This window comes from Bacillus coreaensis, assembly GCF_050586445.1.
GTDB lineage: Bacteria > Bacillota > Bacilli > Bacillales > Cytobacillaceae > Robertmurraya_A > Robertmurraya_A coreaensis.
The window spans coordinates 467658-491850 of the sequence record NZ_JBOCCY010000002.1 but is presented as its reverse complement, the minus strand read 5'-3'; the positions used below and the strand labels follow the sequence as shown (position 1 = coordinate 491850).

The window sequence follows — 24193 nt, the reverse complement described above, 5'->3', positions numbered from 1 at the left end:
ACGCACCTTAAATCGTTTCAAGTTTGTTTCATAACCGTCCCCCACCATTAACAACATACAAAAAACCCTCAAACACATTAAAGTGTTTGAGGGTTTCTATGAACGGATTAATACATTGACATGTATTGTTCTCTTTCCCATGGATGTACTTGCGTACGGAACATATCCCACTCGATCTCTTTTGCTTCTACGAAGTGTTCGAAGATATGCTCTCCAAGAGCGTAAACCATTGTTTCGTCTGACTTTAAGTTATCTAAAGCAGCAGCAAGTGTAGCTGGTAGATCTTCGATACCTACAGCTTGACGCTCTTCTTTGTTCATAACGTAGATGTTGCGGTCAACTGGAGCTGGTGGTGTTAAAGAGTTCTTCACTCCGTCAAGTCCTGCAGCAAGTAATACAGCCATTGCTAAGTAAGGATTAGCAGCTGGGTCAACGCTACGTACTTCTACACGAGTGGAAATTCCACGAGAAGCAGGGATACGGATTAGCGGTGAACGGTTTCTAGCAGACCACGCAACATAGCAAGGTGCTTCGTAACCAGGTACTAAACGCTTATAAGAGTTTACAGTTGGGTTTGTTACAGCTGTAAAGTTTGGAGCATGCTTAATGATACCAGCGATGAACTGACGAGCAGTGTCACTTAGTTCTAAGTTTCCAGTTGGATCGAAGAATGCATTCTTGCCTTCTTTGAATAAAGAAACGTTACAGTGCATTCCAGAACCATTTACTCCGAATAATGGCTTCGGCATGAATGTAGCATGTAGACCGTGCTTACGTGCAATTGTTTTAACAACAAGCTTGAACGTTTGGATTTGGTCACAAGCACTTAAAGCATCAGCATATTTGAAGTCGATTTCGTGTTGGCCTGGAGCTACCTCATGGTGAGATGCTTCAATTTCAAAGCCCATTTCTTCAAGCTCTAACACGATATCACGACGGCAATTTTCACCAAGGTCTGTTGGAGCAAGGTCAAAGTATCCACCGTTGTCGTTTAATTCAAGTGTAGGCTCTCCAGCTTGGTCAAGCTTGAATAAGAAGAATTCTGGCTCAGGTCCAAGATTGAAATCTGAGAATCCTAAGTCTTGCATTTCTTTAATAATTCTTCTTAAGTTGTTACGTGGGTCACCAGCGAATGGAGTTCCATCTGGATTGTAGATGTCACAGATTAAACGTGCCACTTTACCTTTTTCAGCTGTCCAAGGGAAAACTACCCATGTGTCTAAGTCTGGATATAAGTACATGTCTGACTCTTCGATACGAACGAAACCTTCGATAGAAGAACCGTCAAACATCATTTTGTTGTCTAAAGCTTTTTCAAGCTGACTGATAGGAATCTCAACGTTTTTGATTGTTCCTAAGATGTCAGTGAATTGCAGACGAATAAACTTAACATTTTGTTCTTCTGCCATTCTTGTAATATCATCTCTTGTAAACTTAGCCATTTTGTTTCCTCCCTTGAATAGTAAATCTCTTTTTATTAATGGAAAAAGCGTGACATATCACCTTGACGCAACGACGAGCGATTAAAACGGCCAGCATGCATAAGCTCTGAGCGCAACATTTTACGTAACTCATCATCGGACAGATCACGTCTTGCTTTTTCTGCTTCCTTCACTATTTCTTCTGATAGCACCTGTTGCTCTTTCACAGAAAAAATTTGCTTAATTCCTGCAAGATTCACACCTTGCTCGATCAAATCTTTTATTTCTAAAAGCTGATCAATGTCATTCAAAGAAAACATTCTTCTGTTTCCCTCAGTTCTTGCCGGAGAGATCAATTGGTGCTCTTCATAATATCGAATTTGTCTTGCAGATAGTTCTGTAAGCTGCATCACAATTCCAATTGGAAATAATGGCATGGAACGACGGATATCACTTCCGCTCATTTGCTGTCCCTCCATTTCTTTCTTTCATATTTTTATTATATGAAATGTCAGTTTTTCTGTCAACATAATGTTAGTTTATATAACATGGAATTTTTGTAGAAAAAGAGAAATATTAAAACTCTCTATATAATCCTACTACTTAATTGAAATCAATTAGTTGTTTTTCAGCTAATCGGTTCAACGCGATCAGTATAGCCATTTTCACATGAGAATAGGTTAGTCCTCCCTGTACATAAGCAACATACGGTGGTCGTATTGGTCCATCGGCGCTTAATTCAATACTTGCACCTTGTATAAATGTTCCCGCAGCCATGATCACATCATCTTCATAACCAGGCATATAAGCTGGGTATGCCGTAACATGTGAATTAATAGGAGAAGCAAATTGAATCGCTTGGCAAAAGGCAATCATTTTCTCTTTGTCATCAAATTGAACCGATTGAATCAAATCTGTCCGTTCTGCATTCCAGGCTGGATTTGTGTTCATCCCTAATCTGTCAAGCATAGCTGAGGTAAATACAGCACCCTTTAATGCTTGTCCAACCACATGCGGTGCCAAAAAGAAGCCTTGATACATTTCTTGAAGGCTATAAAGAGAGGCACCCGCTTCAGCTCCGATACCCGGTGAGGTCATCCTATAGGAACATGCTTCAACATATTTTTCTTTTCCAACGATATAACCCCCAGTTTTGGCAAGCCCACCACCTGGGTTCTTAATTAAGGATCCTGCCATCAAGTCAGCGCCAACATGGCAAGGCTCTAATAACTCTACAAACTCACCATAACAATTATCAACAAATACGACAACATCTTCTTTTATATTTTTAACAAATTTAATCATGTCTTCAATTTGATCGATGGTAAAAGATGGTCGGTTTGCATAGCCTTTGGAACGTTGAATACCGATCATTTTTGTATTTGGCTTGATCAGTGTTTTTACATGTTCGTAATTGACCTGTCCATCCTCTTTTAAATCTACAGTTTGATAAGATATTCCAAATTCCTTTAAGGAACCTACACCATTCCCACGTATCCCTACAATTTCCTCCAAAGTGTCATACGGTTTTCCTGTTATGTAAAGCAGCTCATCTCCTGGTCGTAATACACCAAATAAAGCGATTGAAATTGCATGAGTTCCGGAGATGATTTGTGGACGCACTAGACCTGCTTCTCCACCTAACACATCGGCATAAATTTGCTCTAATGTATCCCTACCAATATCATCATATCCATATCCTGTGGAAGGGATAAAGTGTGAATCACTTACTTGATGGCGCTGGTAGCTTTCTAAAACGCGAAACTGATTCGCTTCCACCGTCTCATCAATTTGTTTATGCTTCGTAAAAATTTGCTCTTCGACCTGCCGAACGATCGGCTTTAATGCTTCCCCAAATGTGAAATGCTGATACATGTTGTTCTCCTAACTAAATACTGTATTGATTAATTTGTCCTAATATTTGGTGATCATTGAGTACATATCCTTTGCACAGATACATATCTTTTTCTTCCTCGAATGCTAACTCCCTTAAAATGGTGTCATTTTTTAATTGGGCTAACAGTTTTCCTTCTGTGGAAGGAACCTCAACTTGGTAAAATTTCATTTCTGAAATAATCACCTGTTCTATTTTTTGCTTTAATAAAAAGCGATCTTCCTCGCTAAATGCTGAAATCTGCAGTGTTTCTGTTTTAGCGGTTGGAACGAAGTCAGGATTTTTCAAGTCTCTCTTATTATAAACGGTTAACTGAGGAATTTGTTGTATATCCAGATCCTCCAATAACTTATGTACTGTTTGCTCATGCTGATATGAATCCGCACTCGACATATCAACAACGTGTAAAAGAAGATCAGCTTCTCTTACTTCTTCTAATGTTGATCGAAAGGCAGCAATCAAGGTCGTTGGAAGGTCTTGAATAAATCCAACCGTATCTGTTAGTAACGTACTAAATCCACTTGGAAGAATCATTTTTCTCGTCATCGGGTCAAGTGTAGCAAACAATTGATTTTCCTCAAACGAATCCGCTTCTGTTAAACGATTGAATAATGTCGATTTACCTGCATTCGTATACCCGACTAACGCCACTTGAAAGGCTTTATTCTTTTTCCGACGTTCACGATATCGATCACGATGCTGCACGATCACTTTGAGTTGTGCTTTAATATCGTCAATTCGTCTTCGTATATGTCTTCGATCGGTCTCGAGCTGGGTTTCCCCCGGACCTCTCGTCCCAATTCCTGCACCAAGTCGTGAAAGTTGCGTACCTTGCCCACCCAAGCGCGGAAGAAGATATTGAAGCTGAGCCAATTCCACTTGAAGCTTCCCTTCTTTAGAACGTGCACGTTGGGCAAAAATATCTAAAATTAACTGAGTTCGGTCAATTATTCTTGCTGAGATGTCTTTAGATAAATTTCGCACCTGACTTGGCGAAAGCTCATCATTGAATATGATGATATTCGCTTCCGTTTCCTCCTCTAATGCTCTCAACTCTTCAACTTTTCCTTTACCTATGTATGTAGATGGATGGATTCTGTCTCTTTTTTGAGAAAATGTTGCTTGTACAGTACCTTTTGCGGTTTCTGTTAAAGAAGCTAGCTCCTCCATAGAATAGTGAAATCTTTCATCATCCTCTACGGTTTGACAACCTACGAGAATCACCTTTTCATACTCATGCTTTTGCTCCAAGAAATCACCTCATCGTCCTTTTTTATATCATACCAAATATTCGTTTTTAATACTAATTCACTTCAAATCAAACAAGGCAGGCTACTGTTAGCCTGCCCCATTTTACTCATCTTCTTCAAAGATAAGATCATTGCTTCGTATCGTCATTAAATCATGCCGGTCGAAGTTACTTAACATTAACAATCTCATTGCCTGAGCTCGAATCGATTTTTCAAGAACGTTTCTAACGTATCTCCCGTTCGAAAACCCAGCTGGGCTAAACGCAGATTTCACCCAAATGAGATGATCGCGAAGCTTTTTTTCTGCTTCATGGCTTAATGTATATTCCTTTTCCTTCAGCATTCTCTGCCCTATTTCCATAAGTTGCTCAATGCTGTAATCTGGAAAATCAATGACAAGGGGAAACCGAGAATGTAATCCTGGATTGAGCGTGAGAAAATCATCCATTTCTCTCGAATAACCAGCCAATATTAGGATGAATTCATGTTGTTTATCTTCCATATGTTTGACGAGTGTGTCAATGGCTTCTTTACCAAAGTCCTTCTCCCCGCCTCTTCCGAGAGAATAGGCTTCATCAACAAATAGAATCCCCCCGAGCGCCTTCTTTACGAGATCTCTTGTTTTTTGGGCAGTATGTCCGATGTATTCACCGACTAGATCGGCCCGTTCCGCTTCAATTAGATGACCTTTGGAAAGGACATTCATACGTAAAAATAACTTTCCAATCAACCTGGCAACAGTAGTTTTTCCTGTTCCAGGATTTCCTTTAAACATCATATGGAGCGCTTGTTTTCCCGCTTTTAATCCAGCTTCTTCCCTTTTCTTGTTCACATATATCCATGCGTAAATTTCCTTAATCATTCGTTTCATTTCTTCCATTCCAACAAGCGCACCAAGTTCTTCCTCTATCTCCTTTAATGCTGCATGCTCTGGGGGAATGGCCTTTGGAGCCACATATGGTTCGGCAACAGTGGGTTTACGTTTCTGAGAATTTAAGACAATGCTGATTTGTCCATTGTTTTTCATTCGAATTGGTTGGTCCAAAGCTTTCACCTCACATTATAAAACAGTATACGCGCTTGGTGCATGAATTGTGACAATAGCCTATTTTTTAGTTATGTTCACCTTCTGGTAGTAGCGCATGCTTTTCCCATTATTTAAGCGATTACTCTATATGTATTCAGAAAAATTCATTTTAGAAATCAAAGACCCGCTTCCATGAAGAAAGCGGGTCATGAATGAAGTTCCATTATTGCTGCTGTGGACCTTCTAAATCAATTTGTACATTGCGCAGTGGAGAAAAAGTAGAAATGGCATGCTTATATACAAGCTGTTGCTTCCCTTCCGATTCAAACAGAACCGTAAAGTTGTCAAAGCCTTTGATTTGTCCTCTTAATTGGAAGCCATTCAACAAAAACACTGTTACACTTGTACTGTCTTTACGAAGTTGATTTAAAAATTGATCCTGGATATTAATGGCTTGCTTCATAATAAATCCTCCTCTTTTATCTCTATTCATATGTATTCGATTTTATTTTTAGCTTTCCTTCAATATACGTAGAAATTTCAGTAATTTTTTTTTGAATCTGTTCCTCATTTGTCACATCTGTCATATCAAACCAAGTAACATCCATTTTATTTCGGAACCATGTAAGCTGTCGTTTCGCGTATCGACGGGAGTTCTGCTTTAATTGCTCAATCGTTGTTTCAAGCGATTGCTCGTTTGAAAAATAACGAAACCACTCCTTATAACCAATAGCTTGTAAAGCCTGTGTATGCATAAGCCCACGGTCATATAGCTTTTTCACTTCTTTTTCTAGACCTTCTGTTATCATTTCATCTACTCTTGCATTAATACGTTCATACAAGCGGTCACGTTCCATTGTTAAGCCAATGATAGAAACTTCATACAATGGTTCAATCACCTGCTCCGATTGTATTTCCGTTAACGTTTGTCCAGTTGTCAAATAAACTTCTAATGCACGGATGACGCGACGAACATTATTCGGATGTATACGATCCGCACTTATCGGATCAACTTGAGACAACTCTTTATGAAGAACTTCCACCCCATCTGTCTTCACTCGGTCTTCTAGCTGTTGTCTCAGATCATCATTATTTGGAGCATCAGAAAATTGGTAATCATAAATGGCTGATTGAATATAAAGCCCCGTGCCTCCAACTATCATTGGTAGCTTTCCTCTATTGGTGATTTCCGTAATTTTCATGCGTACAAGCTCCTGAAACTCAGCTACTGAAAACGTCTCATCTGGATTCTTAATATCAATGAGATGGTGAGTAATTCCTTCCATTTCTTCTTGCTTAATCTTGGCTGTTCCGATATCCATTTCTTTATATATTTGCATCGAGTCACCACTAATGATTTCACCATTCAATCTCTTCGCTAACTCAATGCTCGTCCTCGTTTTCCCAACGGCTGTTGGTCCAATTAAGACGACGACTTTTTCCTTCTTCTGTATCATGCTGACACTGCCTTTACAAATTACTTTAGATGCATTGTAGTATAACATGGAACACCATTAACATAAAACTAGAAGCAGGTAAGCCTCTATGCATTATAACCAGATTTTTAGCCGTTATACCTTTGTCATACACTTCCATTTCTTTCTTTTTACATTACAATTATATAACGATTCGATAACAATCGACAGAGAACCCCCAAATTCGTGCTACTTTATATGAAGAGTGTAAAGAGACTTAAAATGAATTGGTGGGATAGATATGTTTGGAACGTTAGAGATTGGAATTGATCTAGGTACAGCAAACGTACTTGTATATAGCAAAAATAAAGGGATTGTCTATAATGAGCCATCTGTTGTTGCACTAGATACTACAACGAATAAAGTTGTAGCGGTGGGACTAGAAGCAAAAGCAATGATCGGAAAGACGCCTGGTAAAATTACAGCGATTCGTCCTCTAAAAAACGGAGTTATTGCCGATTATGATATCACTTCGGAATTATTAAAGTACATTATTACAAAAGCTTCAACCAGAATGGGGTTAACGATTCGAAAACCTAATGTGGTCATTTGTACACCAGCTGGCTCTACCAGTGTGGATAAAAGAGCCATTCAGGATGCCGCAAAAAACGCAGGTGCCAAAAAAGTCTTTCTTATTGAAGAACCAGTGGCCGCTGCAATTGGAGCTGGACTTCCTGTGGACGAACCTGTAGCCAATGTGGTAGTAGATATTGGCGGAGGTTCTACTGAAGTAGCGATTATATCATTCGGAGGCGTCGTTGCCTGCCACTCTATTCGCATTGGCGGCGATCATTTGGATGATGATATTATTCAGTATGTAAGAAAAGCGTACAATGTTCTGATTGGAGAGCGCACTGCAGAGCAAATTAAGATGGAAATCGGTTATGCTCTTGTGGACCATGAAAAAGAAGTGCTAGAAGTTCGTGGAAGAGACCTGCTAACTGGGTTACCAAAAACTATCGAACTGCATTCCTACGAAGTTCGTGATGCTATCAAAGAATCACTGCTTCATATACTAGAAGCTGTTCGTGCTACGTTAGAAGACAGCCCAGCCGAATTAAGTGGTGATATTGTTGACCGCGGAGTCATTTTAACAGGTGGAGGCTCTCTATTAAAAGGCATGGAGCAGTGGCTAAGCGAGCAAATCTTCGTTCCCGTTCATTTAGCTAACGAACCGTTAGAATCAGTAGCCATTGGTACGGGTAGGGCACTTGATTATCTTCATAAATTACCTTCTGTGGCAAGGTAACTTTCACATAAGCTTCGAAAAAGTCCCACAGTTGTTTGTACCGTTGGGACTTTTTTCGATTTTAATAGTACCATCGACCTTTATTATCAAAGAGAGCTCCACCGAGCAACCCCGCACCAAATCCTAATAACCCAGCACCGAGCGGACTAATCCCTCCACCATATCCCACTCCAGGGCCAGGACCACCACCATAACCTAAGCCGTATCCGCCTCCAAACCCAGTAGTAAATCCAGGTCCTCCGTAGGGAGAAGGATATCCATAGCCTGAATGACCGAAGTTTGGTGCTCCATAGCCAATAAATGGACTATAATTGGCGCCACCTATACCTACCTTGCTCGGCACCTGGTCTTCAAATCCATAGTATTTTGCATCAGGATATCCAAAACTATCAAATTGGGAAAACGGATTGTAGTTTGGATATCCATTAACATTCCCCACACCGAAAGGGAAAGGTCTTCTCATTTCTCGTTTCAATTGGCATTCCCCTTTTTCTTCTAAGTTGTATACATGATACTATATGTACTTATCCCAAAAACGGGTATATATCACGGATAAATAGGCATAAAAAAAGCCCCTAAGAAACGGGGCTCTACTCAATATGCTTTTTTCTCATTCTGTTAAAATAAATAAATATCGGAAGAGGAATGACAATAAAGCCTAAGCTTTTAATTATTTGGTTTTTAGCATTTTCTCTAATTCTCGATTTTTCATCTTCCACCACTTGTTCATAATCTGCGCGCAGCTCTTCCTCGCTAATTTGAGTGTTTCCTCCTACCTTCTCGCTCTCTCGCATCATCTCGTAGTCAGAAAAACTTTGGTAATATCCTGCCGGGCTCACTAAGTCAGCAGTAGCCATAAATATGGAAATTCCACCACCGATGACCATCATTAAGGTTGCAAATAAAACTAAATATGTGTATAAGTGCCGTATCATGGTTTCTTCATCCTCCTTGGTTTTGTTTTTCGCAATATAAGTAATGGAAAAAATAACGATGACAGCTGGAAGAATAGTCGTTAGCAATCCAAAAACAAACATTCATCCTCCCCCTTTCTACCTTCAATATATAGGATAATCGATGCGCAAGCTATACAATTTGTTCGACACTTTTCTTATTTTTGCCCTTTTTGTGTAAAATTACTCCAAAACCTCAAAAAAGAAAAAGAAAAAAACTGGATTCTATTGAACCCAGTTCTTACATTACACGTTTAAACATTTTTTCCATTTCATAGGTAGAATAATGAATAATAATGGGTCTACCATGTGGACAGGTAAACGGATCTGAAGTAGATCGCAGCTCATCTAACAGCGCCTGGATTTCATCCTGCCGCAAATGATGATTTGCTTTTATGGAGGCCTTACAGCTCATCATGATAGCCGCTTCTTCACGTAATTTATGAATATCTACCTTTTTCATGTGTAGTAACTGCTCAATCATTTCCTCCATAAGCTCTTTCTCTTCCCCTTTTGGGAGCCACTGTGGATGTGAGCGAAGTATAAAGCTGTTATGACCAAATGGCTCTAAGAACACACCTACCCTTTCTAACTCGTGTTGATGTTCCAAAATCTTTAGCGCTTCATCAGTTGAATACTCTAGTGTAATCGGAACGAGTAACTCTTGAAGCTCACTTTGAACATCTCCCACCTTTTCACGGAAATACTCATATTTGATTCTTTCCTGTGCCGCATGCTGATCAATTATATAAAGCCCTTTTTCATTTTGAGCAAGAATATACGTTCCATGCATTTGGCCGATTGGATAAAACGGAGGAATTCTCATTTTGGATTCTTGTAGATGATCCCTTTCAACTACGATTTCCTCTTCTATCTCAAGCTCACCAACTGTTTCCATCTTAACAGGAGTAAGGGGTTCTTCTTTTACCATGGAAACAGGTCTCTGAATCACCTCTACTCTTTCCGTTGTAAAAGGTTCTCTAAAAATGGACTCTGTAAAAACCGTTCTCTCAACAGGAATCTCTTTTTCTACCACATGATCCAGCTCGAAAAAGGTTTGTTCAGATTGTGGCTTTTCTTTTTTCTCCGGTTGAATAAATCCTGATGGAATCAGCTCTTGGCTTTTAAATACTTTTTTAATCGCATCTGTAACTAGCTGGTTTAATTCTTGCTCCTTACTTAAACGTACCTCCATCTTAGACGGATGCACATTTACATCTACTAAAATAGGATCCATTTCGACTGACAATAAGACAATCGGATAACGGCCTATTGGTAATAACGTATGATAACCTTCCTGCACCGCTTTTACGAGAGGATAGTTTTTTATAAATCGCCCATTAATCATGGTAGAAATATAGTTCCTAGACGCTCTCGTAATCTCAGGAAGAGCAATCCAACCATTTACCTTACAATCTAGTGAAGTAGCTGATATAGGAACCATTTTCTTCACGATGTTTACTCCATAAATGGCCGCTAACACTTGACGTACATCACCGTTTCCCGTGGTGTGAAGGAGCTTTCGATCATTATGAATCAGACGAAACGAAACTTCAGGATGACTTAGTGCGAGACGGTTCATAATATCCGTAATATTCCCTAGCTCTGTGTGAACAGTCTTCAAATATTTTAAACGGGCCGGCGTGTTGAAAAATAGATCTGTAACAACAATGTCGGTTCCTTTTCTGGCAGCCGCTGCTTCATGAACCTGCAACACTCCACCCTCAAACACGACTCTTGAACCAACCTCACCCGTTGATGTTTTCATTTCAAAACGACTTACCGAAGCGATACTGGGCAACGCTTCTCCTCGAAACCCAAGGGTCCTAATTCGAAACAAATCATCATCGTTTTTTATTTTACTAGTGGCGTGACGCTGAAATGCCATTAGTACATCTTCCTCCGAAATACCGTCACCGTTGTCGAGTATTCGGATTTTACCTAATCCCGCTTCCTCAACCTCTACTTCAATCACCGTACTACCAGCATCAATTGCATTTTCAACAAGTTCTTTTACAACGGATGCCGGTCGTTCAACCACTTCTCCGGCAGCAATTTTATTCGATAGTCTATCATCTAATTGAATGATTTTCCCCATCTTCTCACCTCCCTGAGATGTTTAGCTCTTTGCCTGCTTATGAAGATCAAATAGAACATTAAAAGCCTGCATAGGGGTCATTTCTAATATATTTAGCGATTTTAAAGACTCGAGTGTCTTCTTTTCTTTCGTAGATAGGTTTGCTTTCGCTTCAACCTTTGGTTCATCAAAAAATGACAGTTGAGCATCTTCAGACACCTTATTCGGCACTACTTTCTGTGTTTCTTTGGCAGTTGTGTGATCACCTGACTCTAGTGCTTTTAAAATTTCATTCGCACGAGCAATCAGTTCCATTGGAAGCTCTGCTAGCTCTGCCACATGAATTCCATAACTCTTATCTGCTGCTCCCTCTTTGATTTTATGAAGGAACACCACTTTTCCATTTTGCTCAATCGCGCTTACGTGGACGTTCTTTAACATCGTTAGCTGCTCTTCAAGAACGGTTAATTCATGGTAATGAGTCGAGAATAATGTTTTCGCCTCAATCCGTTCATGAATATACTCAATGATTGACTGCGCTAACGCCATACCGTCGTAGGTCGAGGTTCCTCGGCCGATTTCATCAAATAGAATTAAACTATTTTTGGTGGCATTCACGATGGCGTTTTTTGCTTCAAGCATTTCCACCATAAACGTACTTTGTCCAGAAATTAAATCATCTGCTGCACCAATTCTCGTAAACACTTGATCAAAGATTGGAAGTTTGGCCTCATCAGCCGGAACATAACAGCCAATCTGAGCAAGAATTGAAGTGAGCGCAATTTGTCTCATGTACGTACTTTTCCCTGACATATTGGGTCCCGTAATTAATAAAACCTCTCGCTCTCCCCCCATATGGCAGTCGTTTGGTACGTATTCCTGAGCATTCATAACCTTTTCAACGACCGGATGACGACCATTTTTAATCACTAATTGTCTGTCAGTAGTAAAACTTGGCTTTTTGTAATGACGCGCTTCACTAATTTCTGCAAAGCATTGCAAAACGTCTAGCTCACTTACCACCTTAGCCAATCTTTGTATATGTGGAATATATTCCTTTACATACTCTCGAATGGTTGTAAACAACTCATACTCAAGCTCTGTACTTTTTTCTTCCGCTTCTAAAATCAATGTCTCTTTTTCTTTTAAATCCGGAGTAATAAAGCGTTCAGCATTTGCGAGTGTTTGCTTCCTTTCATACTGACCTTCTTTTAATAAGGAAAGATTCGCACGGGTTACTTCAATATAATAACCAAACACACGGTTGTATCCGATTTTAAGCGATTTGATTCCCGTTTTTTCACGCTCTTCTTTTTCAAGCTCGGCAATCCACTGCTTTCCATTACGACTCGCATAACGATAACGATCAAGTTCTTCGTTGTACCCGTCGGAAATAATATTTCCCTCTTTAATTGAAAGCGGTGGATTCTCAACAATCGCTCTTTCTAATAAATCGGTTATTTCTTCGCATGGTTCAAGCTTGTCTGCTAAACGTTTTGTTGCTTCATTTGGTAAATTCTCCACCATACTTTTTAATATTGGGATTTGTAAAAGTGATTTTTTTAACTGAATTAAATCTCTCGCATTTACATTACCAAAAGCAATCCGTCCTGCCAAACGCTCTAGGTCATACACTTCCGTTAGCTTTTCACGGATTTCTTGGCGTTCAAAGTAATAGCTCAAGAGCGTATCAACAACGGAATGGCGAAGCTCGATATGTTCCTGATTGATAAGTGGGCGATCGACCCATGACTTGAGCATTCTGCTTCCCATCGCCGTTTTTGTTTCATCCAGTAGCCATAGAAGAGAGCCTTTTTTGCCTTTCGAGCGAATCGTTTCTGTTAACTCGAGATTACGTTTTGAGTAATAATCTATTTTCATATATTGATCTACTGTATAAAACCGAACTGCCTGCAGATGATCAAGCGATCTTTTTTGTGTTCGATATAAGTAATTAAATAATCTTGCGGCCGTCTGCTTGAGTTCATCATTCGTTAAGTGAGACAAAAGTGAATCGAACGAAGAATAACTCTGAATATCTTCTTCCGTTGACATGGTCACTTGTCCTCGCTCACGAATTTTTTTCTGTAGCTCGTCCGATTGAAAAGCAGAGATGACCACCTCACGAGCACCAGAAGTTGCAAGTTCATTTAGAACCTCATCCATGCTCTTTGTGATCGTTACTTGAGATTCCCCTGTAGTCAGATCACTTACTGCAAATCCAAACTGTTCATCAGAGAGCGTAGAGATGGACGCTAAATAATTGTTTTCTCTTTCATTTAGTCCTCTTCCTTCCATCATCGTTCCAGGTGTGATTAACTGAACTACCTCTCTCCGAACGACACCTTTTGCCTGCTTTGGATCTTCCGTTTGTTCACAAATCGCTACTTTAAACCCTTTTTCAATTAACTGTTCAATATATTGAGGAGCAGCATGGTAAGGAACTCCACACATAGGGATGCGGTCTTCTGAACCACCATCTCTGCTAGTTAGTGTAATTTCTAGTACTTGCGAAGCCTTGACGGCATCATCAAAAAACATCTCGTAAAAATCCCCAAGACGAAAAAATAAAAAGGCATCCTGATACTCTGCCTTTACCTTTAAATATTGCTGTATCATCGGCGTATATGTAGCCATACAATCCTCCAAAACCCTAATTCTTTCTTTCACTTTGATCATTATTATAACATAAAGAATGAAGAGAAAGTTTTATTGGATGCTGTAAATATAAGCCACAAAGAAAAACTAGGAAGTGAAACCTTCCTAGTTCGCCATTACTCTTCTTCGTCACAGATTAGGAAATCTGGATTCAAATCTTCAAACTCTTCGTCTTCAACATCTAATCCCCAGTCGTCGTCGCAGTCACAATTATCGTAAACTGCTACACAAACCACTGTTTCCCCAATGACTTCTACAAGAAACTCTCTTTCTACATGAACGATAATTGCATTACCGTTCGGTGAGATAACAGCTTCTATGCAGTTTGGTTGCTGAACGACACGAGCAATAACATCGTTGTCATCATGGCAATCTGGATCGCGGTACTTTAACTTAATGACGTCACAATAGTCAACTCGTGCAGTTACTACTTCAGTTCTTGTATTATCATTAAAGGAGTACCAAACGTTAATGTCATAGTAGCCGTGAATCTCGACTTTTTTTCCAACCTTTTTAGCTTCGTACGTATGATTGATAATCCAGCAACCAAGGATGCTAGTCGGTTGGTGATCCGGGCGAATCGTATCGTTAGACTGTGTAAACTTACGTCCTTTCGCTACGACCGCTTTTGTAATAATCTCTCTGTAATCTGCCATTGCGAGCGAACCCTCCTCATTCATTTTCACTTCATCCTATGCGGGACATTAGACTAGTGTGATAATATTTTTCATGTTTGTATTTCCTTCGGCATTCGGTGGCGGATATAGTGCATTCTATGCGAATACCTAGAAAAGGTGAGAAATTATATGGGAGAGGGAGATGATTTTAAGGGATACAAAAAGACCCTCGTCATCCAACGAAGGTCTTCCCATTTTCACAACTTAGTGATGTGAACAGCTCTGATTCTTTTTGTTAACTTCTGCACCTGTTTCTCCACTTAGGACATTTCCGCCCGTTGATAAGATAACGTCATCTGTTACTTTGTTGGAGATGGTATTAGCCACTAATTGCAGTAGTTCATTTACGTCCACTTGTGATTGCTTAAATTCCTGGACGACAGGGATCGAATCCAATTCTTCTTCAATAGAAGCAATTTTATCTTCTGTTTTCTTAAGAGCTTCTGCTTTTCCATAGTGCTGTAAATTAACGGCTTGCTTTTGCAACCCTTTAATTTGCGAAATAAGAGAGCTTACTTTTTCATTGCTATGAATTTGCGCTTCCGCTTTCTTAAAAAAATCTACTTCTTCTGTGCTCGCGATCATGGTTGCTAGTTCTTTTGCACGTGCAATAATATCATCTTTTGTGTACTTTGCCATTTATTTCACCTCTACACTTTGAGTTTCTTCCACCATTTCCCCGTTTAATGACCATGTTTTTGCTTCTGTAATTTTCACTTTAACAAGCTTACCAATTGCTGTTTTTGGCCCCACAAAGTTTACTAGCTTGCTTTTGCGAGTGTAACCAGCAAGTACATCCGGGTTGTTTTTACTTTCACCTTCAACTAATACTTCCACGACTTCCCCTTGATACTTCTTCATCGCTTCTGCAGACAGTTCATTTACCAATGCGTTTAATCTCTGTAAACGTTCCTTCTTTACTTCCATTGGAACGTTATCTTGCATTTTTGCCGCTGGCGTTCCTTCACGTGGAGAGTAAATGAATGTATAAGCAGATTCGTATCCAACTTCACGGTATAAAGAAAGCGTTTCTTCAAATTGTTCATCTGTTTCATTGGGATATCCTACAATGATATCTGTAGTGAAAGAAGCATTAGGAATAGCTGCTTTAATTTTGCGAACAAGCTCTAGGTATTGTTCTCTTGTATACTTACGAGCCATAATTTTCAGTACTTCTGTAGAACCAGACTGAACTGGAAGATGAATATGCTCAACTAAATTTCCACCCTTAGCAAGTACCTCAATTAAGTGATCGTCAAAATCACGCGGATGACTCGTTGTAAAACGGATACGTGGAATATCAATCTTACGAATCTCATCCATTAGGTCTCCTAAACCATACTTCATGTCTTCAAAATCTTTTCCGTAAGCATTTACGTTTTGTCCTAGAAGGGTAATTTCCTGATATCCTTGCGCTGCTAGTTGGCGAACTTCTTGAATGATATCGTCAGGACGACGGCTACGCTCTTTTCCGCGAGTAAATGGAACGATACAATACGTACAGAACTTATCACAGCCGTACATAATGTTTACCCATGCTTTAATATTTCCACGGCGGATCTTCGGAAGGTTCTCAATAACATCCCCTTCTTTAGACCAAACTTCCACAACCATTTCCTTAGACATGTATGCCTCGTGTAGAATATTTGGTAATCGGTGAATATTATGTGTTCCAAAGATCATATCCACTTGGTGGTATGTTTTTAAGATTTTATTAACAACCGATTCCTCTTGAGACATACAGCCACAAACTCCAATTAATACATCTGGATTTTGCTGCTTTAAATGTTTAAGATGACCAAGCTCACCAAACACTTTGTTTTCTGCATTCTCACGGATCGCACAAGTATTTAATAAAATTACATTAGCATCATCAACAGAGTCTGTTGGCTCATAGCCTAGGCCCATGAAAATACCAGCCATTACTTCTGTATCATGTTCATTCATTTGACAGCCGTACGTACGAATATAAAACTTACGACCTTGTCCCATGCCTTTAAATTCTTCAGGAAGTGAGAAATCCTTATGATACTTTACTTCTTCTTTTCCACGCTTTTTCGCGTCTTTTAGCGATGGTGGAGTGTATACTGTCTCAAAATATTTACTGTAATCCTTATCGGATTTTTTGTCCGAAGAATTACCTTCCTGCACTGCTTGTTGGCTTTCTAATCGTTGCTTTTCGTTCATAAATATTTCTCCTTTCACTACAATAATCAAACATTTTAAAAATACAACCAAACGAAAATATTATTTTCATATAGTTAGTTCGTTGATAGTAGTATGAATCACATTAGTTAAGTATAAAGGGTTGAAGAACTGAACACAATATAAAAAACTTAACCAATCGTTAGCGGTTTCATTCAATACAACAAATAATTTTACCCCTGATCACGTATATTGAAAGTGATTGTTATCACAAATCACTAGAATTATACCGCATAGAGAAACCCCGAGATGTTCTCGGGGTTTCTTGTTCATTCCAGCTTACATAAACTCGGAAACTAATTTATTAAAATGAGCCTCATCTAATTGAAGATCATGCTGAGATAACGGTGTTTCGGAGTAACCGTTAATTAGTTCCTGGTAAGATTTACGCTCTGTATCTTGGTAAATCAAGCCTGTTACTAATCCGTTATTCTTCATTAGAGTTTGCATCGCCATTTCACGGTTAGATGAATCATAACCTTCCACATCAGCTAGCTTTGTTAGGTTTTCCTTAAACCAGTCGTATGTGTTGATTTTATTATAAGTCACACATGGACTAAACACGTTGATTAAAGAGAAACCTTTATGCTTAATACCAGCTTCAATAAGCGCTGTTAAGTCTTTTAAGTCTGTAGAGAAGCTTTGTGCAACGAATGTTGCACCAGCAGTTAATGCCATTTCCATTGGAGAAATCGGCTGTTCGATTGATCCTTGTGGCGTAGACTTCGTTTTGAAGCCTGCTGCCGATCTTGGCGATGTTTGACCCTTTGTTAAACCGTAAATTTGGTTATCCATTACGATGTATGTGATATCGATATTTCGGCGGATAGAGTGAATCGTATGACCCATACCAATCGCGAAACCATCTCCATCTCCCCCAGATGCAATAACTGTCAAATCACGATTCGCCATTTTTACCCCTTGGGCAATCGGTAAAGAACGTCCGTGAATGGAATGGAATCCGTAAGAGTTTATATATCCTGAAATACGTCCAGAGCAACCGATACCAGAAATAACCGCTAAGTTATCTGGCTCTAACCCTACATTCGCAGCAGCACGTTGAATTGCCGCTTGAACAGAGAAATCGCCGCAGCCTGGACACCAGTTAGGCTTCACGTTGTTTCGAAAATCTTTAAACGTCGCCATAATTTAGAACAACTCCTTGATCTTTGAATGAATTTCATGTGGTAGGAATGGATTTCCGTCATACTTTAAATGCTTTACTACTTTCTCAGCATGTCCTACATTCATCTTCAGAATGTTTGCTAACTGTCCAGTTGCGTTGTTTTCAACAACTACAACCTTTTTAGCTGCTTTGACTAGTGGAAGCATTTCGTCAGTAGGGAACGGATGAATCAAACGTACATGCGCATGATTCACTTTCACTCCATCCTTCTCAAGGCGTGTCATAGCTTCTTCAATCGCTCCTCTAGTTGAGTTAAAACCAACAACTAGTACATCCGCATCCTCATGTGGAGCTTGAACGTGAATTGGCGTATTAAATTTGATGTTCTCAACTTTACGGAAACGCTTATCCATTTGTGCATTACGGTTTAATGCTGATTCTGACGGTTTACCTGTTTCATCATGTTCTACACCTGTTACGTGGTGAATTCCACCCTTTACCCCAGGAATAACACGAGGAGAAATACCATCTTCAGTCACTTCGTAACGCTTAAAATAATCTTTAGAATCTGATTCTGGAAGTTCAGTAACAAGTTTTCCGCGTCGAATTTCTACCTTACTAAAGTCTAAAGGCTCAACTGTTTGCTTTCCTAAAGAAAGTTGAAGGTCAGATAAGACGATAACAGGCACTTGGTACTCTTCAGCAAGGTTAAATGCCTCAGCTGTATCGTAGAACGCTTCTTGTACAGTACTTGGGGCCATTACGATCTTTGGAATTTCTCCATGCGTACCATAGATCATGGCCATTAAATCGGATTGTTCTTGCTTTGTTGGTAGACCAGTAGATGGACCTCCACGCTGTGTATCAACAATTACAATTGGTGTTTCGGTAATCCCAGAAAGACCAATTGCTTCCATCTTCAATGATAATCCAGGACCAGCTGAAGCAGTGATCGCACGAACACCTGCATAGTTTGCACCTATTGCCATCGTACACGCCGCAATTTCATCTTCTGTTTGGATAACTGTTCCACCAAGAGCAGGTAATTTTTTAATTAAATACTCCATGATTTCAGAAGCAGGAGTAATTGGATATGCTGCCATAAAGCGACATCCCCCTGCTAATGCACCTAATGCAATCGCATCGTTACCAATCATGAACAAACGTTGTTGCCCATCCGCTTTTGCTAATTGCATCATAGCGGCGTCTTGAATTTGTTCCTTCATTGCAGTATAACCAGCTTGAATCGCTTCCATGTTCTTATCAACCACGGACTGTCCTTTACGTCCAAAAATCTCTTGAACTACAGACTCAAAAACGTTAATATCTAAATCTAGTACTGCACAAGTAGCCCCAACAGCCACCATGTTTTTCATTAATGATGTACCTAATTCAGTTGCAATATCTGTAAATGGAACCGCATACAAAGTTGCATTTGTATCCGTTGGTTTCACAGGATTAAACTTTGCATCTGCAATCATCACACCATTGTCATGAAGTTCTTTGTAATTTAAGTCAAGCGTTTCCTGATCAAATGCCACTAAGATGTCTAAGTCGTCTGAAATAGAGCGAACCTGTGACGTGCTTACACGGATTTTGTTATTAGTGTGTCCACCTTTAATACGAGATGAAAAGTGGCGGTACCCATATAAATAGTAACCTAATCGATTCAAAGCAATAGAGAAAATTTCCCCAGTACTTTCAATCCCTTCCCCTTGCTGCCCGCCAACTTTCCAAGAAAGTTGATTGATCATGTCTTACACCCCTTTGGATACGTTAAGAAATATGTAAAAACGTTTACTTTACCAATAGTGTAGCACTTTTCCGATTGTAACACGAAGATTTTGACTCTAGTTTTCATAGAGTAAAAATGTGAGAAATGGAAGGGTACTAAACGCTTTCAATTCTAGACCTATGTGAAAAAAAAAGCAACCCTTTACGCCCAAATAATGGCGAAAATATGAATATTTTTTTATTTTTGCGAAAATAATAGTTTTATCTGTCTTTTTTTAACCCGCTCAGTCTAAATAGAAATGAAAACGCTTTATTCCTTCTTCTTTATTTCGGAAATCTTTTCGCCATATTTCCGAACAAAAACTTCTCAACCTGTATACTGGAATAATATTTTCCTAGTTCATTTACAAGATTGCTATAATTTTCTACATGTTCAAGCCCTGTTACACAATGTTCAGTTCCATCAAAATCAGAACCAAATCCAACAAAATCCTCTCCTCCTAGAGAGCAAATATAGTCAAGATGACGCAGTACATCAGTAATCGTTGCTGTCGTTTTCCCAGACAGGAACTGAGTAACAAAGGTTAATCCGATGACTGTTTCTCTTTCTATTAATGCCGAAATCTGTTCATCCCGTAAGTTTCTCGGATGCGGACATAGTGAAAACGCATTAGAGTGGGAAGCGAAAGGATAATCTGCTAACTCCAGCACATCCCAAAACCCTCTTTCAGAAAGATGTGATACATCACACCATACCCTCTCTTTGTTAAGAGTTGATACAACTCTTTTTCCGAATCTAGATAGACCCGCGCCCCGTTCTTCAAGCGCCCCATCAGCGACAGCATTAGCAAAATTCCACGTTAACCCAACTGAAGTAACTCCGAGACGAAGCAGTGTTTTTAGCTTTAATATATCCGAACCGATACTATCACACCCCTCCAGTGTAAGAATCGCTCCGTATTCTCCATCTTTAAGATTATCTAAATCACTCTGACTTGTAATCAGCTTAATTTCTTTATATGGTTTAAGAATTTTTTCATAGAATAGGTCTACCATATGCAAAGCTGCATGGAAGGAAAGATCAGGGTGAATATTCTCAGGTACGTAGATGGCAAAGCATTGTACTTTTACACCGCTTTTCTTCATGCCTGCGAGCGTAACCTGAAGCTCCTTTGGATCTAGAAAGCTTATAAGCTTTGGATTCATAAACATTTTGTATAGTACATCACAATGCGCATCAAAAATTTTCATGGTTCGTATCCCTTCCTTAGTCGTTTATTTTAGCATAGACTCATACTGACAAAAAAAGAACCTGTTTGCAATAAGAATGCAAACAGGAAAAAGATACTCCCTCATCTTGGCTCAATGATTAATTTGATTGCCGTGCGCTCTTCCCCATCAATTAATATGTCTGTAAATGCTGGGATACAAATCAAATCGACTCCGCTAGGTGCTACAAATCCTCGTGCAATGGCTACTGCCTTTACCGCTTGATTTAATGCACCCGCACCTATGGCCTGAATTTCCGCAGCGCCTCTTTCGCGCAGAACTCCTGCGAGCGCACCAGCTACAGAATTGGGATTAGATTTTGCTGAAACTTTTAATATTTCCATTCCTAGCTCCTCCTTGTTTAATCCCCCCTGATGTTCTTGTTATTGAACAACTCAGGTATATATGATTCCATTGCTACTATATTCGCAAAAGCTTTAACATATTCCGGCTTGGACAAAAAAGTAAGATTAAAAGAAAATTGTATTTGCATTTACTTGTGGTAATAGTTATACAAAAAAACACCTGCGTCTATTTTGCAGGTGTTTTAGCTATGTGTTTATTTTTATGAGCGTTTATGAGAAAAATGGATGATCGTCATTGATCAGAATTCGATCGATTTTTTTTGCTTTACCTGTCTTTTTATCCAGTTCAATATGTACGGCACCAAGCTGTGTTTTATCTGTATCTGGAACTTCAAACCGTGCTGGTAAGTTGGATAGGAATCGTCTAATTACGATTTCTCTGTCCATTCCTAGTATCCCATCATAAGGACCAGTCATTCCAACATCCGAAATATAGGCTGTTCCTTGCGGCAACACTCGATTATCAGCCGTTTGTACATGTGTATGTGTACCAACTACTGCTGAGACTCTTCCATCTAAATACCAACCCATAGCGAGCTTCTCACTAGTTGCCTCAGCATGGAAATCAACAAAGATAATTGGTGTTCGTTTACTAGCTTCTTCAATCAGTTCATCCGCTTTTCGAAACGGACAATTATTGGGTTGCATAAAGGTACGCCCTTGCAGACTGATGATTGCTATTTCATCTTGATTCATTTTCAAATACACAATTCCCTTACCAGGGTTATCTTCAGGAAAGTTTGCTGGTCTAACCATATATTTTGCATCATCGATGAATTCGAAAATATCACGGTTATCCCATGTATGGTTTCCTAACGTAACGGCTTGCGCACCAACCTCTAAAAAACCTCTATAGATTTTTTCCGTTATCCCTTTTCCACCTGCAGCATTTTCACCATTAATTATGGTAATGTGCGGACGATATTTTTCCTTTAATCTCGGGACGTATTCCTTCACCATATCTCTTCCTGGTGAACCAACGACATCCCCAACAAATAATATGTTCATCAATTAAACCCTTCTTTTTCGTAATTTCTTTCCATTGTATCATATGTATTGGGACAAAATAAAAGCGGTGCAAAAGCACCGCTTTATTTTGCGTATTCAACTGCTCTCGTTTCCCTAATTACCGTTACCTTAATATGGCCTGGATAATCAAGTTCCTCTTCGATTTTTTTACGAATATCGCGAGCTAAACGATGAGCCTCTAAGTCGTCAATTTGCTCTGGCTTCACTAAGATACGAACTTCACGTCCAGCCTGAATAGCAAATGACTTTTCCACTCCATCATACGATTCTGAAATTTCCTCAAGCTTTTCTAAGCGTCGGATATAGTTTTCAAGCGTCTCACGTCTTGCACCAGGTCTTGCTGCGGATAGCGCATCTGCCGCTGCAACAAGAACAGCAATAACGGATGTAGGCTCGGAATCGCCATGGTGAGAAGCAATCGAGTTAATTACAACCGGATGCTCCTTGTATTTAGTAGCCAGTTCGACACCGATTTCTACGTGACTTCCTTCCACTTCATGGTCAATTGCCTTACCAATATCGTGTAGTAATCCTGCACGACGAGCAAGTGTTTCATCCTCTCCAAGTTCTGCAGCTAGCAATCCAGCTAATTGTGAAACTTCAGTAGAGTGTTTCAACACATTTTGACCATAACTAGTACGGAATTTCAATCGGCCGAGAATCTTAATTAAATCTGGGTGCAATCCATGTACTCCAACCTCAAAAGTTGTTTGCTCACCAATTTCACGAATATGTTCATCCACTTCACGGCGTGCCTTATCAACCATTTCTTCGATTCGAGCAGGATGGATACGACCATCTTGAACTAACTTTTCAAGCGCTAAGCGGGCTGTTTCTCTTCGAATCGGATCAAACCCAGATAAAATAACTGCTTCTGGAGTATCATCAATAATGAGATCAATTCCAGTAAGAGTTTCAAGTGTACGGATGTTTCGTCCTTCACGACCAATGATTCGACCTTTCATCTCATCATTTGGAAGAGTGACAACCGAAACGGTCGTTTCTGCTACGTGATCAGCCGCACAACGTTGAATAGCTAATGACAAAATTTCCTTTGCTTTTTTGTCCGCTTCCTCTTTTGCTCTATTTTCACTCTCTTTTATCATTAAAGCGATGTCATGGGATAACTCCTGTTCCATACGCTCTAAAATGATGGATTTCGCCTCATCACGAGTTAAGCCCGAGATGCGTTCAAGCTCTGCCTGTTGCATTTTTACGATCTCGTCCACTTTGCTTTCCATCTCTTCAATATGCTGTTGTTTTTTGTTAAGAGAATCGTCCCTCTTCTCTAAAAGTGCTTCACGTTTGTCTAACGATTCGTCTTTTCGATCAAGATTCTCCTCTTTTTGAAGTAAGCGGTTTTCCTGCTTTTGCAGCTCGCTTCTTCGATCACGAACTTCACGTTCTGCTTCTGTACGAAGCTTATGAATCTCATCCTTTGCTTCAAGCAGCGACTCCTTTTTTAAAGCTTCTGCTTCACGTTTTGCATCCTCTAGAATTTGCTCTGCAGCACCTCTAGCTCCAGCAATTTTTGCTTCAGAAAAAGATTTACGAACAAAATAGCCAACAACTGCACCGACGGGTAAAGCAAGCAAAATGGAGATGATCATTGTAAAAAGATCCATCATTTCACCTCCTCTTGCTATTAACTTGTGTTACGTTTTCTAAAATGTCGGCATGTACATTGTTTTGTCAATATACAGCACAAAGGCTTTTACACGTCTTCATTCATCATTAAAAAACATAAAATATACATATTAATTGTAAATGTGTGAATTTTTATT

Annotated in this window: 21 protein-coding genes; 1 reads left to right on the top strand and 20 read right to left on the bottom strand. The window is 39.5% G+C overall.

Features of this window, described 5'->3' with window-relative positions; all coding sequences use genetic code 11:
• Positions 1-107 precede the first annotated feature (107 nt).
• The 7 genes from glnA to miaA all read right to left on the bottom strand — a co-directional run bounded on the left by glnA (position 108) and on the right by miaA (position 7049).
• Positions 108-1442 (bottom strand): type I glutamate--ammonia ligase, encoded by a 1335-nt coding sequence (glnA, locus tag ACQ5H4_RS05630; RefSeq protein ID WP_119707627.1) that lies wholly within the window; start codon positions 1440-1442, stop codon positions 108-110.
• Between the two features lie 35 nt (positions 1443-1477).
• Positions 1478-1885 (bottom strand): MerR family transcriptional regulator, encoded by a 408-nt coding sequence (locus ACQ5H4_RS05625; RefSeq protein WP_251515549.1) that lies wholly within the window; start codon positions 1883-1885, stop codon positions 1478-1480.
• A 139-nt stretch (positions 1886-2024) separates the two neighbouring features.
• On the bottom strand, positions 2025-3296 hold the full coding sequence (locus ACQ5H4_RS05620; protein ID WP_430773984.1) for a methionine gamma-lyase family protein: 1272 nt from the start codon (positions 3294-3296) through the stop codon (positions 2025-2027).
• A 13-nt stretch (positions 3297-3309) separates the two neighbouring features.
• On the bottom strand, positions 3310-4566 hold the full coding sequence (gene hflX / locus ACQ5H4_RS05615) for a GTPase HflX (RefSeq protein ID WP_430773983.1): 1257 nt from the start codon (positions 4564-4566) through the stop codon (positions 3310-3312).
• Positions 4567-4668: 102 nt separating this feature from the next.
• The gene (spoVK, locus tag ACQ5H4_RS05610; protein ID WP_430774058.1) at positions 4669-5592 is read right to left on the bottom strand and encodes a stage V sporulation protein K; all 924 of its coding nucleotides are present in this window, start codon (positions 5590-5592) and stop codon (positions 4669-4671) included.
• Between the two features lie 223 nt (positions 5593-5815).
• Positions 5816-6055 (bottom strand): RNA chaperone Hfq, encoded by a 240-nt coding sequence (hfq, locus tag ACQ5H4_RS05605; RefSeq protein WP_430773982.1) that lies wholly within the window; start codon positions 6053-6055, stop codon positions 5816-5818.
• A gap of 22 nt (positions 6056-6077) precedes the next feature.
• A complete protein-coding gene (gene miaA, locus ACQ5H4_RS05600) occupies positions 6078-7049 on the bottom strand; it encodes a tRNA (adenosine(37)-N6)-dimethylallyltransferase MiaA (RefSeq protein ID WP_430773981.1) in 972 nt (323 codons plus the stop codon).
• Positions 7050-7308: 259 nt separating this feature from the next.
• Here miaA and mreBH point away from each other — a divergent pair, with 259 nt between their 5' ends.
• Positions 7309-8316, top strand: a complete 1008-nt coding sequence (gene mreBH / locus ACQ5H4_RS05595; RefSeq protein ID WP_430773980.1) for a rod-share determining protein MreBH — start codon at positions 7309-7311, stop codon at positions 8314-8316.
• Between the two features lie 61 nt (positions 8317-8377).
• Here mreBH and ACQ5H4_RS05590 read toward each other — a convergent pair whose 3' ends face one another.
• From ACQ5H4_RS05590 to rny, 13 genes are all read right to left on the bottom strand, one after another.
• On the bottom strand, positions 8378-8791 hold the full coding sequence (locus ACQ5H4_RS05590; RefSeq protein ID WP_430773979.1) for a hypothetical protein: 414 nt from the start codon (positions 8789-8791) through the stop codon (positions 8378-8380).
• A gap of 115 nt (positions 8792-8906) precedes the next feature.
• Positions 8907-9353: a hypothetical protein gene (locus ACQ5H4_RS05585; RefSeq protein ID WP_430773978.1), complete on the bottom strand. Its 447-nt coding sequence runs from the start codon at positions 9351-9353 to the stop codon at positions 8907-8909.
• Between the two features lie 157 nt (positions 9354-9510).
• Positions 9511-11367 carry a DNA mismatch repair endonuclease MutL gene (gene mutL, locus ACQ5H4_RS05580; protein WP_430773977.1) on the bottom strand — a complete coding sequence of 619 codons (1857 nt, stop codon included), beginning with the start codon at positions 11365-11367 and terminating at the stop codon, positions 9511-9513.
• Between the two features lie 21 nt (positions 11368-11388).
• Positions 11389-13983 (bottom strand): DNA mismatch repair protein MutS, encoded by a 2595-nt coding sequence (gene mutS / locus ACQ5H4_RS05575; protein WP_430773976.1) that lies wholly within the window; start codon positions 13981-13983, stop codon positions 11389-11391.
• Positions 13984-14120: 137 nt separating this feature from the next.
• Positions 14121-14660: an outer spore coat protein CotE gene (locus ACQ5H4_RS05570; RefSeq protein ID WP_119707616.1), complete on the bottom strand. Its 540-nt coding sequence runs from the start codon at positions 14658-14660 to the stop codon at positions 14121-14123.
• A gap of 225 nt (positions 14661-14885) precedes the next feature.
• Positions 14886-15320 carry a YlbF/YmcA family competence regulator gene (locus ACQ5H4_RS05565; RefSeq protein ID WP_430773975.1) on the bottom strand — a complete coding sequence of 145 codons (435 nt, stop codon included), beginning with the start codon at positions 15318-15320 and terminating at the stop codon, positions 14886-14888.
• Entirely contained in the window at positions 15321-16868 is a 1548-nt protein-coding gene (gene miaB, locus ACQ5H4_RS05560; protein WP_430773974.1) for a tRNA (N6-isopentenyl adenosine(37)-C2)-methylthiotransferase MiaB, read from the bottom strand. It abuts the gene before it with no gap.
• Positions 16869-17165: 297 nt separating this feature from the next.
• Positions 17166-18032, bottom strand: coding sequence for a 2-oxoacid:ferredoxin oxidoreductase subunit beta (locus ACQ5H4_RS05555; protein WP_430773973.1), 867 nt, complete (start codon positions 18030-18032; stop codon positions 17166-17168).
• Between the two features lie 3 nt (positions 18033-18035).
• On the bottom strand, positions 18036-19766 hold the full coding sequence (locus ACQ5H4_RS05550) for a 2-oxoacid:acceptor oxidoreductase subunit alpha (RefSeq protein ID WP_430773972.1): 1731 nt from the start codon (positions 19764-19766) through the stop codon (positions 18036-18038).
• Positions 19767-20070: 304 nt separating this feature from the next.
• Complete coding sequence (locus ACQ5H4_RS05545; protein ID WP_430773971.1) at positions 20071-20997, bottom strand: dipeptidase; 927 nt, start codon at positions 20995-20997, stop codon at positions 20071-20073.
• Between the two features lie 101 nt (positions 20998-21098).
• Positions 21099-21359 (bottom strand): stage V sporulation protein SpoVS, encoded by a 261-nt coding sequence (spoVS, locus tag ACQ5H4_RS05540; RefSeq protein WP_029281188.1) that lies wholly within the window; start codon positions 21357-21359, stop codon positions 21099-21101.
• Between the two features lie 231 nt (positions 21360-21590).
• Entirely contained in the window at positions 21591-22388 is a 798-nt protein-coding gene (locus tag ACQ5H4_RS05535; protein ID WP_430773970.1) for a TIGR00282 family metallophosphoesterase, read from the bottom strand.
• Between the two features lie 83 nt (positions 22389-22471).
• On the bottom strand, positions 22472-24034 hold the full coding sequence (rny, locus tag ACQ5H4_RS05530) for a ribonuclease Y (protein WP_119707609.1): 1563 nt from the start codon (positions 24032-24034) through the stop codon (positions 22472-22474).
• Positions 24035-24193: the final 159 nt, after the last annotated feature.

Coding starts and splice junctions, on each gene's coding strand:
- ACQ5H4_RS05625 (WP_251515549.1), bottom strand. CDS start 1,885: ATGAGCGGAAGTGATATCCGTCGTTCCATGCCATTATTTCCAATTGGA.
- mutS (WP_430773976.1), bottom strand. CDS start 13,983: ATGGCTACATATACGCCGATGATACAGCAATATTTAAAGGTAAAGGCA.
- ACQ5H4_RS05565 (WP_430773975.1), bottom strand. CDS start 15,320: ATGGCAAAGTACACAAAAGATGATATTATTGCACGTGCAAAAGAACTA.
- ACQ5H4_RS05585 (WP_430773978.1), bottom strand. CDS start 9,353: ATGTTTGTTTTTGGATTGCTAACGACTATTCTTCCAGCTGTCATCGTT.
- rny (WP_119707609.1), bottom strand. CDS start 24,034: ATGGATCTTTTTACAATGATCATCTCCATTTTGCTTGCTTTACCCGTC.
- spoVK (WP_430774058.1), bottom strand. CDS start 5,592: ATGAAAAACAATGGACAAATCAGCATTGTCTTAAATTCTCAGAAACGT.
- ACQ5H4_RS05555 (WP_430773973.1), bottom strand. CDS start 18,032: ATGGCGACGTTTAAAGATTTTCGAAACAACGTGAAGCCTAACTGGTGT.
- hfq (WP_430773982.1), bottom strand. CDS start 6,055: ATGAAGCAAGCCATTAATATCCAGGATCAATTTTTAAATCAACTTCGT.
- miaA (WP_430773981.1), bottom strand. CDS start 7,049: ATGATACAGAAGAAGGAAAAAGTCGTCGTCTTAATTGGACCAACAGCC.
- ACQ5H4_RS05620 (WP_430773984.1), bottom strand. CDS start 3,296: ATGTATCAGCATTTCACATTTGGGGAAGCATTAAAGCCGATCGTTCGG.
- miaB (WP_430773974.1), bottom strand. CDS start 16,868: ATGAACGAAAAGCAACGATTAGAAAGCCAACAAGCAGTGCAGGAAGGT.
- glnA (WP_119707627.1), bottom strand. CDS start 1,442: ATGGCTAAGTTTACAAGAGATGATATTACAAGAATGGCAGAAGAACAA.
- spoVS (WP_029281188.1), bottom strand. CDS start 21,359: ATGGAAATATTAAAAGTTTCAGCAAAATCTAATCCCAATTCTGTAGCT.
- mutL (WP_430773977.1), bottom strand. CDS start 11,367: ATGGGGAAAATCATTCAATTAGATGATAGACTATCGAATAAAATTGCT.
- mreBH (WP_430773980.1), top strand. CDS start 7,309: ATGTTTGGAACGTTAGAGATTGGAATTGATCTAGGTACAGCAAACGTA.
- ACQ5H4_RS05550 (WP_430773972.1), bottom strand. CDS start 19,766: ATGATCAATCAACTTTCTTGGAAAGTTGGCGGGCAGCAAGGGGAAGGG.
- ACQ5H4_RS05545 (WP_430773971.1), bottom strand. CDS start 20,997: ATGAAAATTTTTGATGCGCATTGTGATGTACTATACAAAATGTTTATG.
- ACQ5H4_RS05570 (WP_119707616.1), bottom strand. CDS start 14,660: ATGGCAGATTACAGAGAGATTATTACAAAAGCGGTCGTAGCGAAAGGA.
- ACQ5H4_RS05535 (WP_430773970.1), bottom strand. CDS start 22,388: ATGAACATATTATTTGTTGGGGATGTCGTTGGTTCACCAGGAAGAGAT.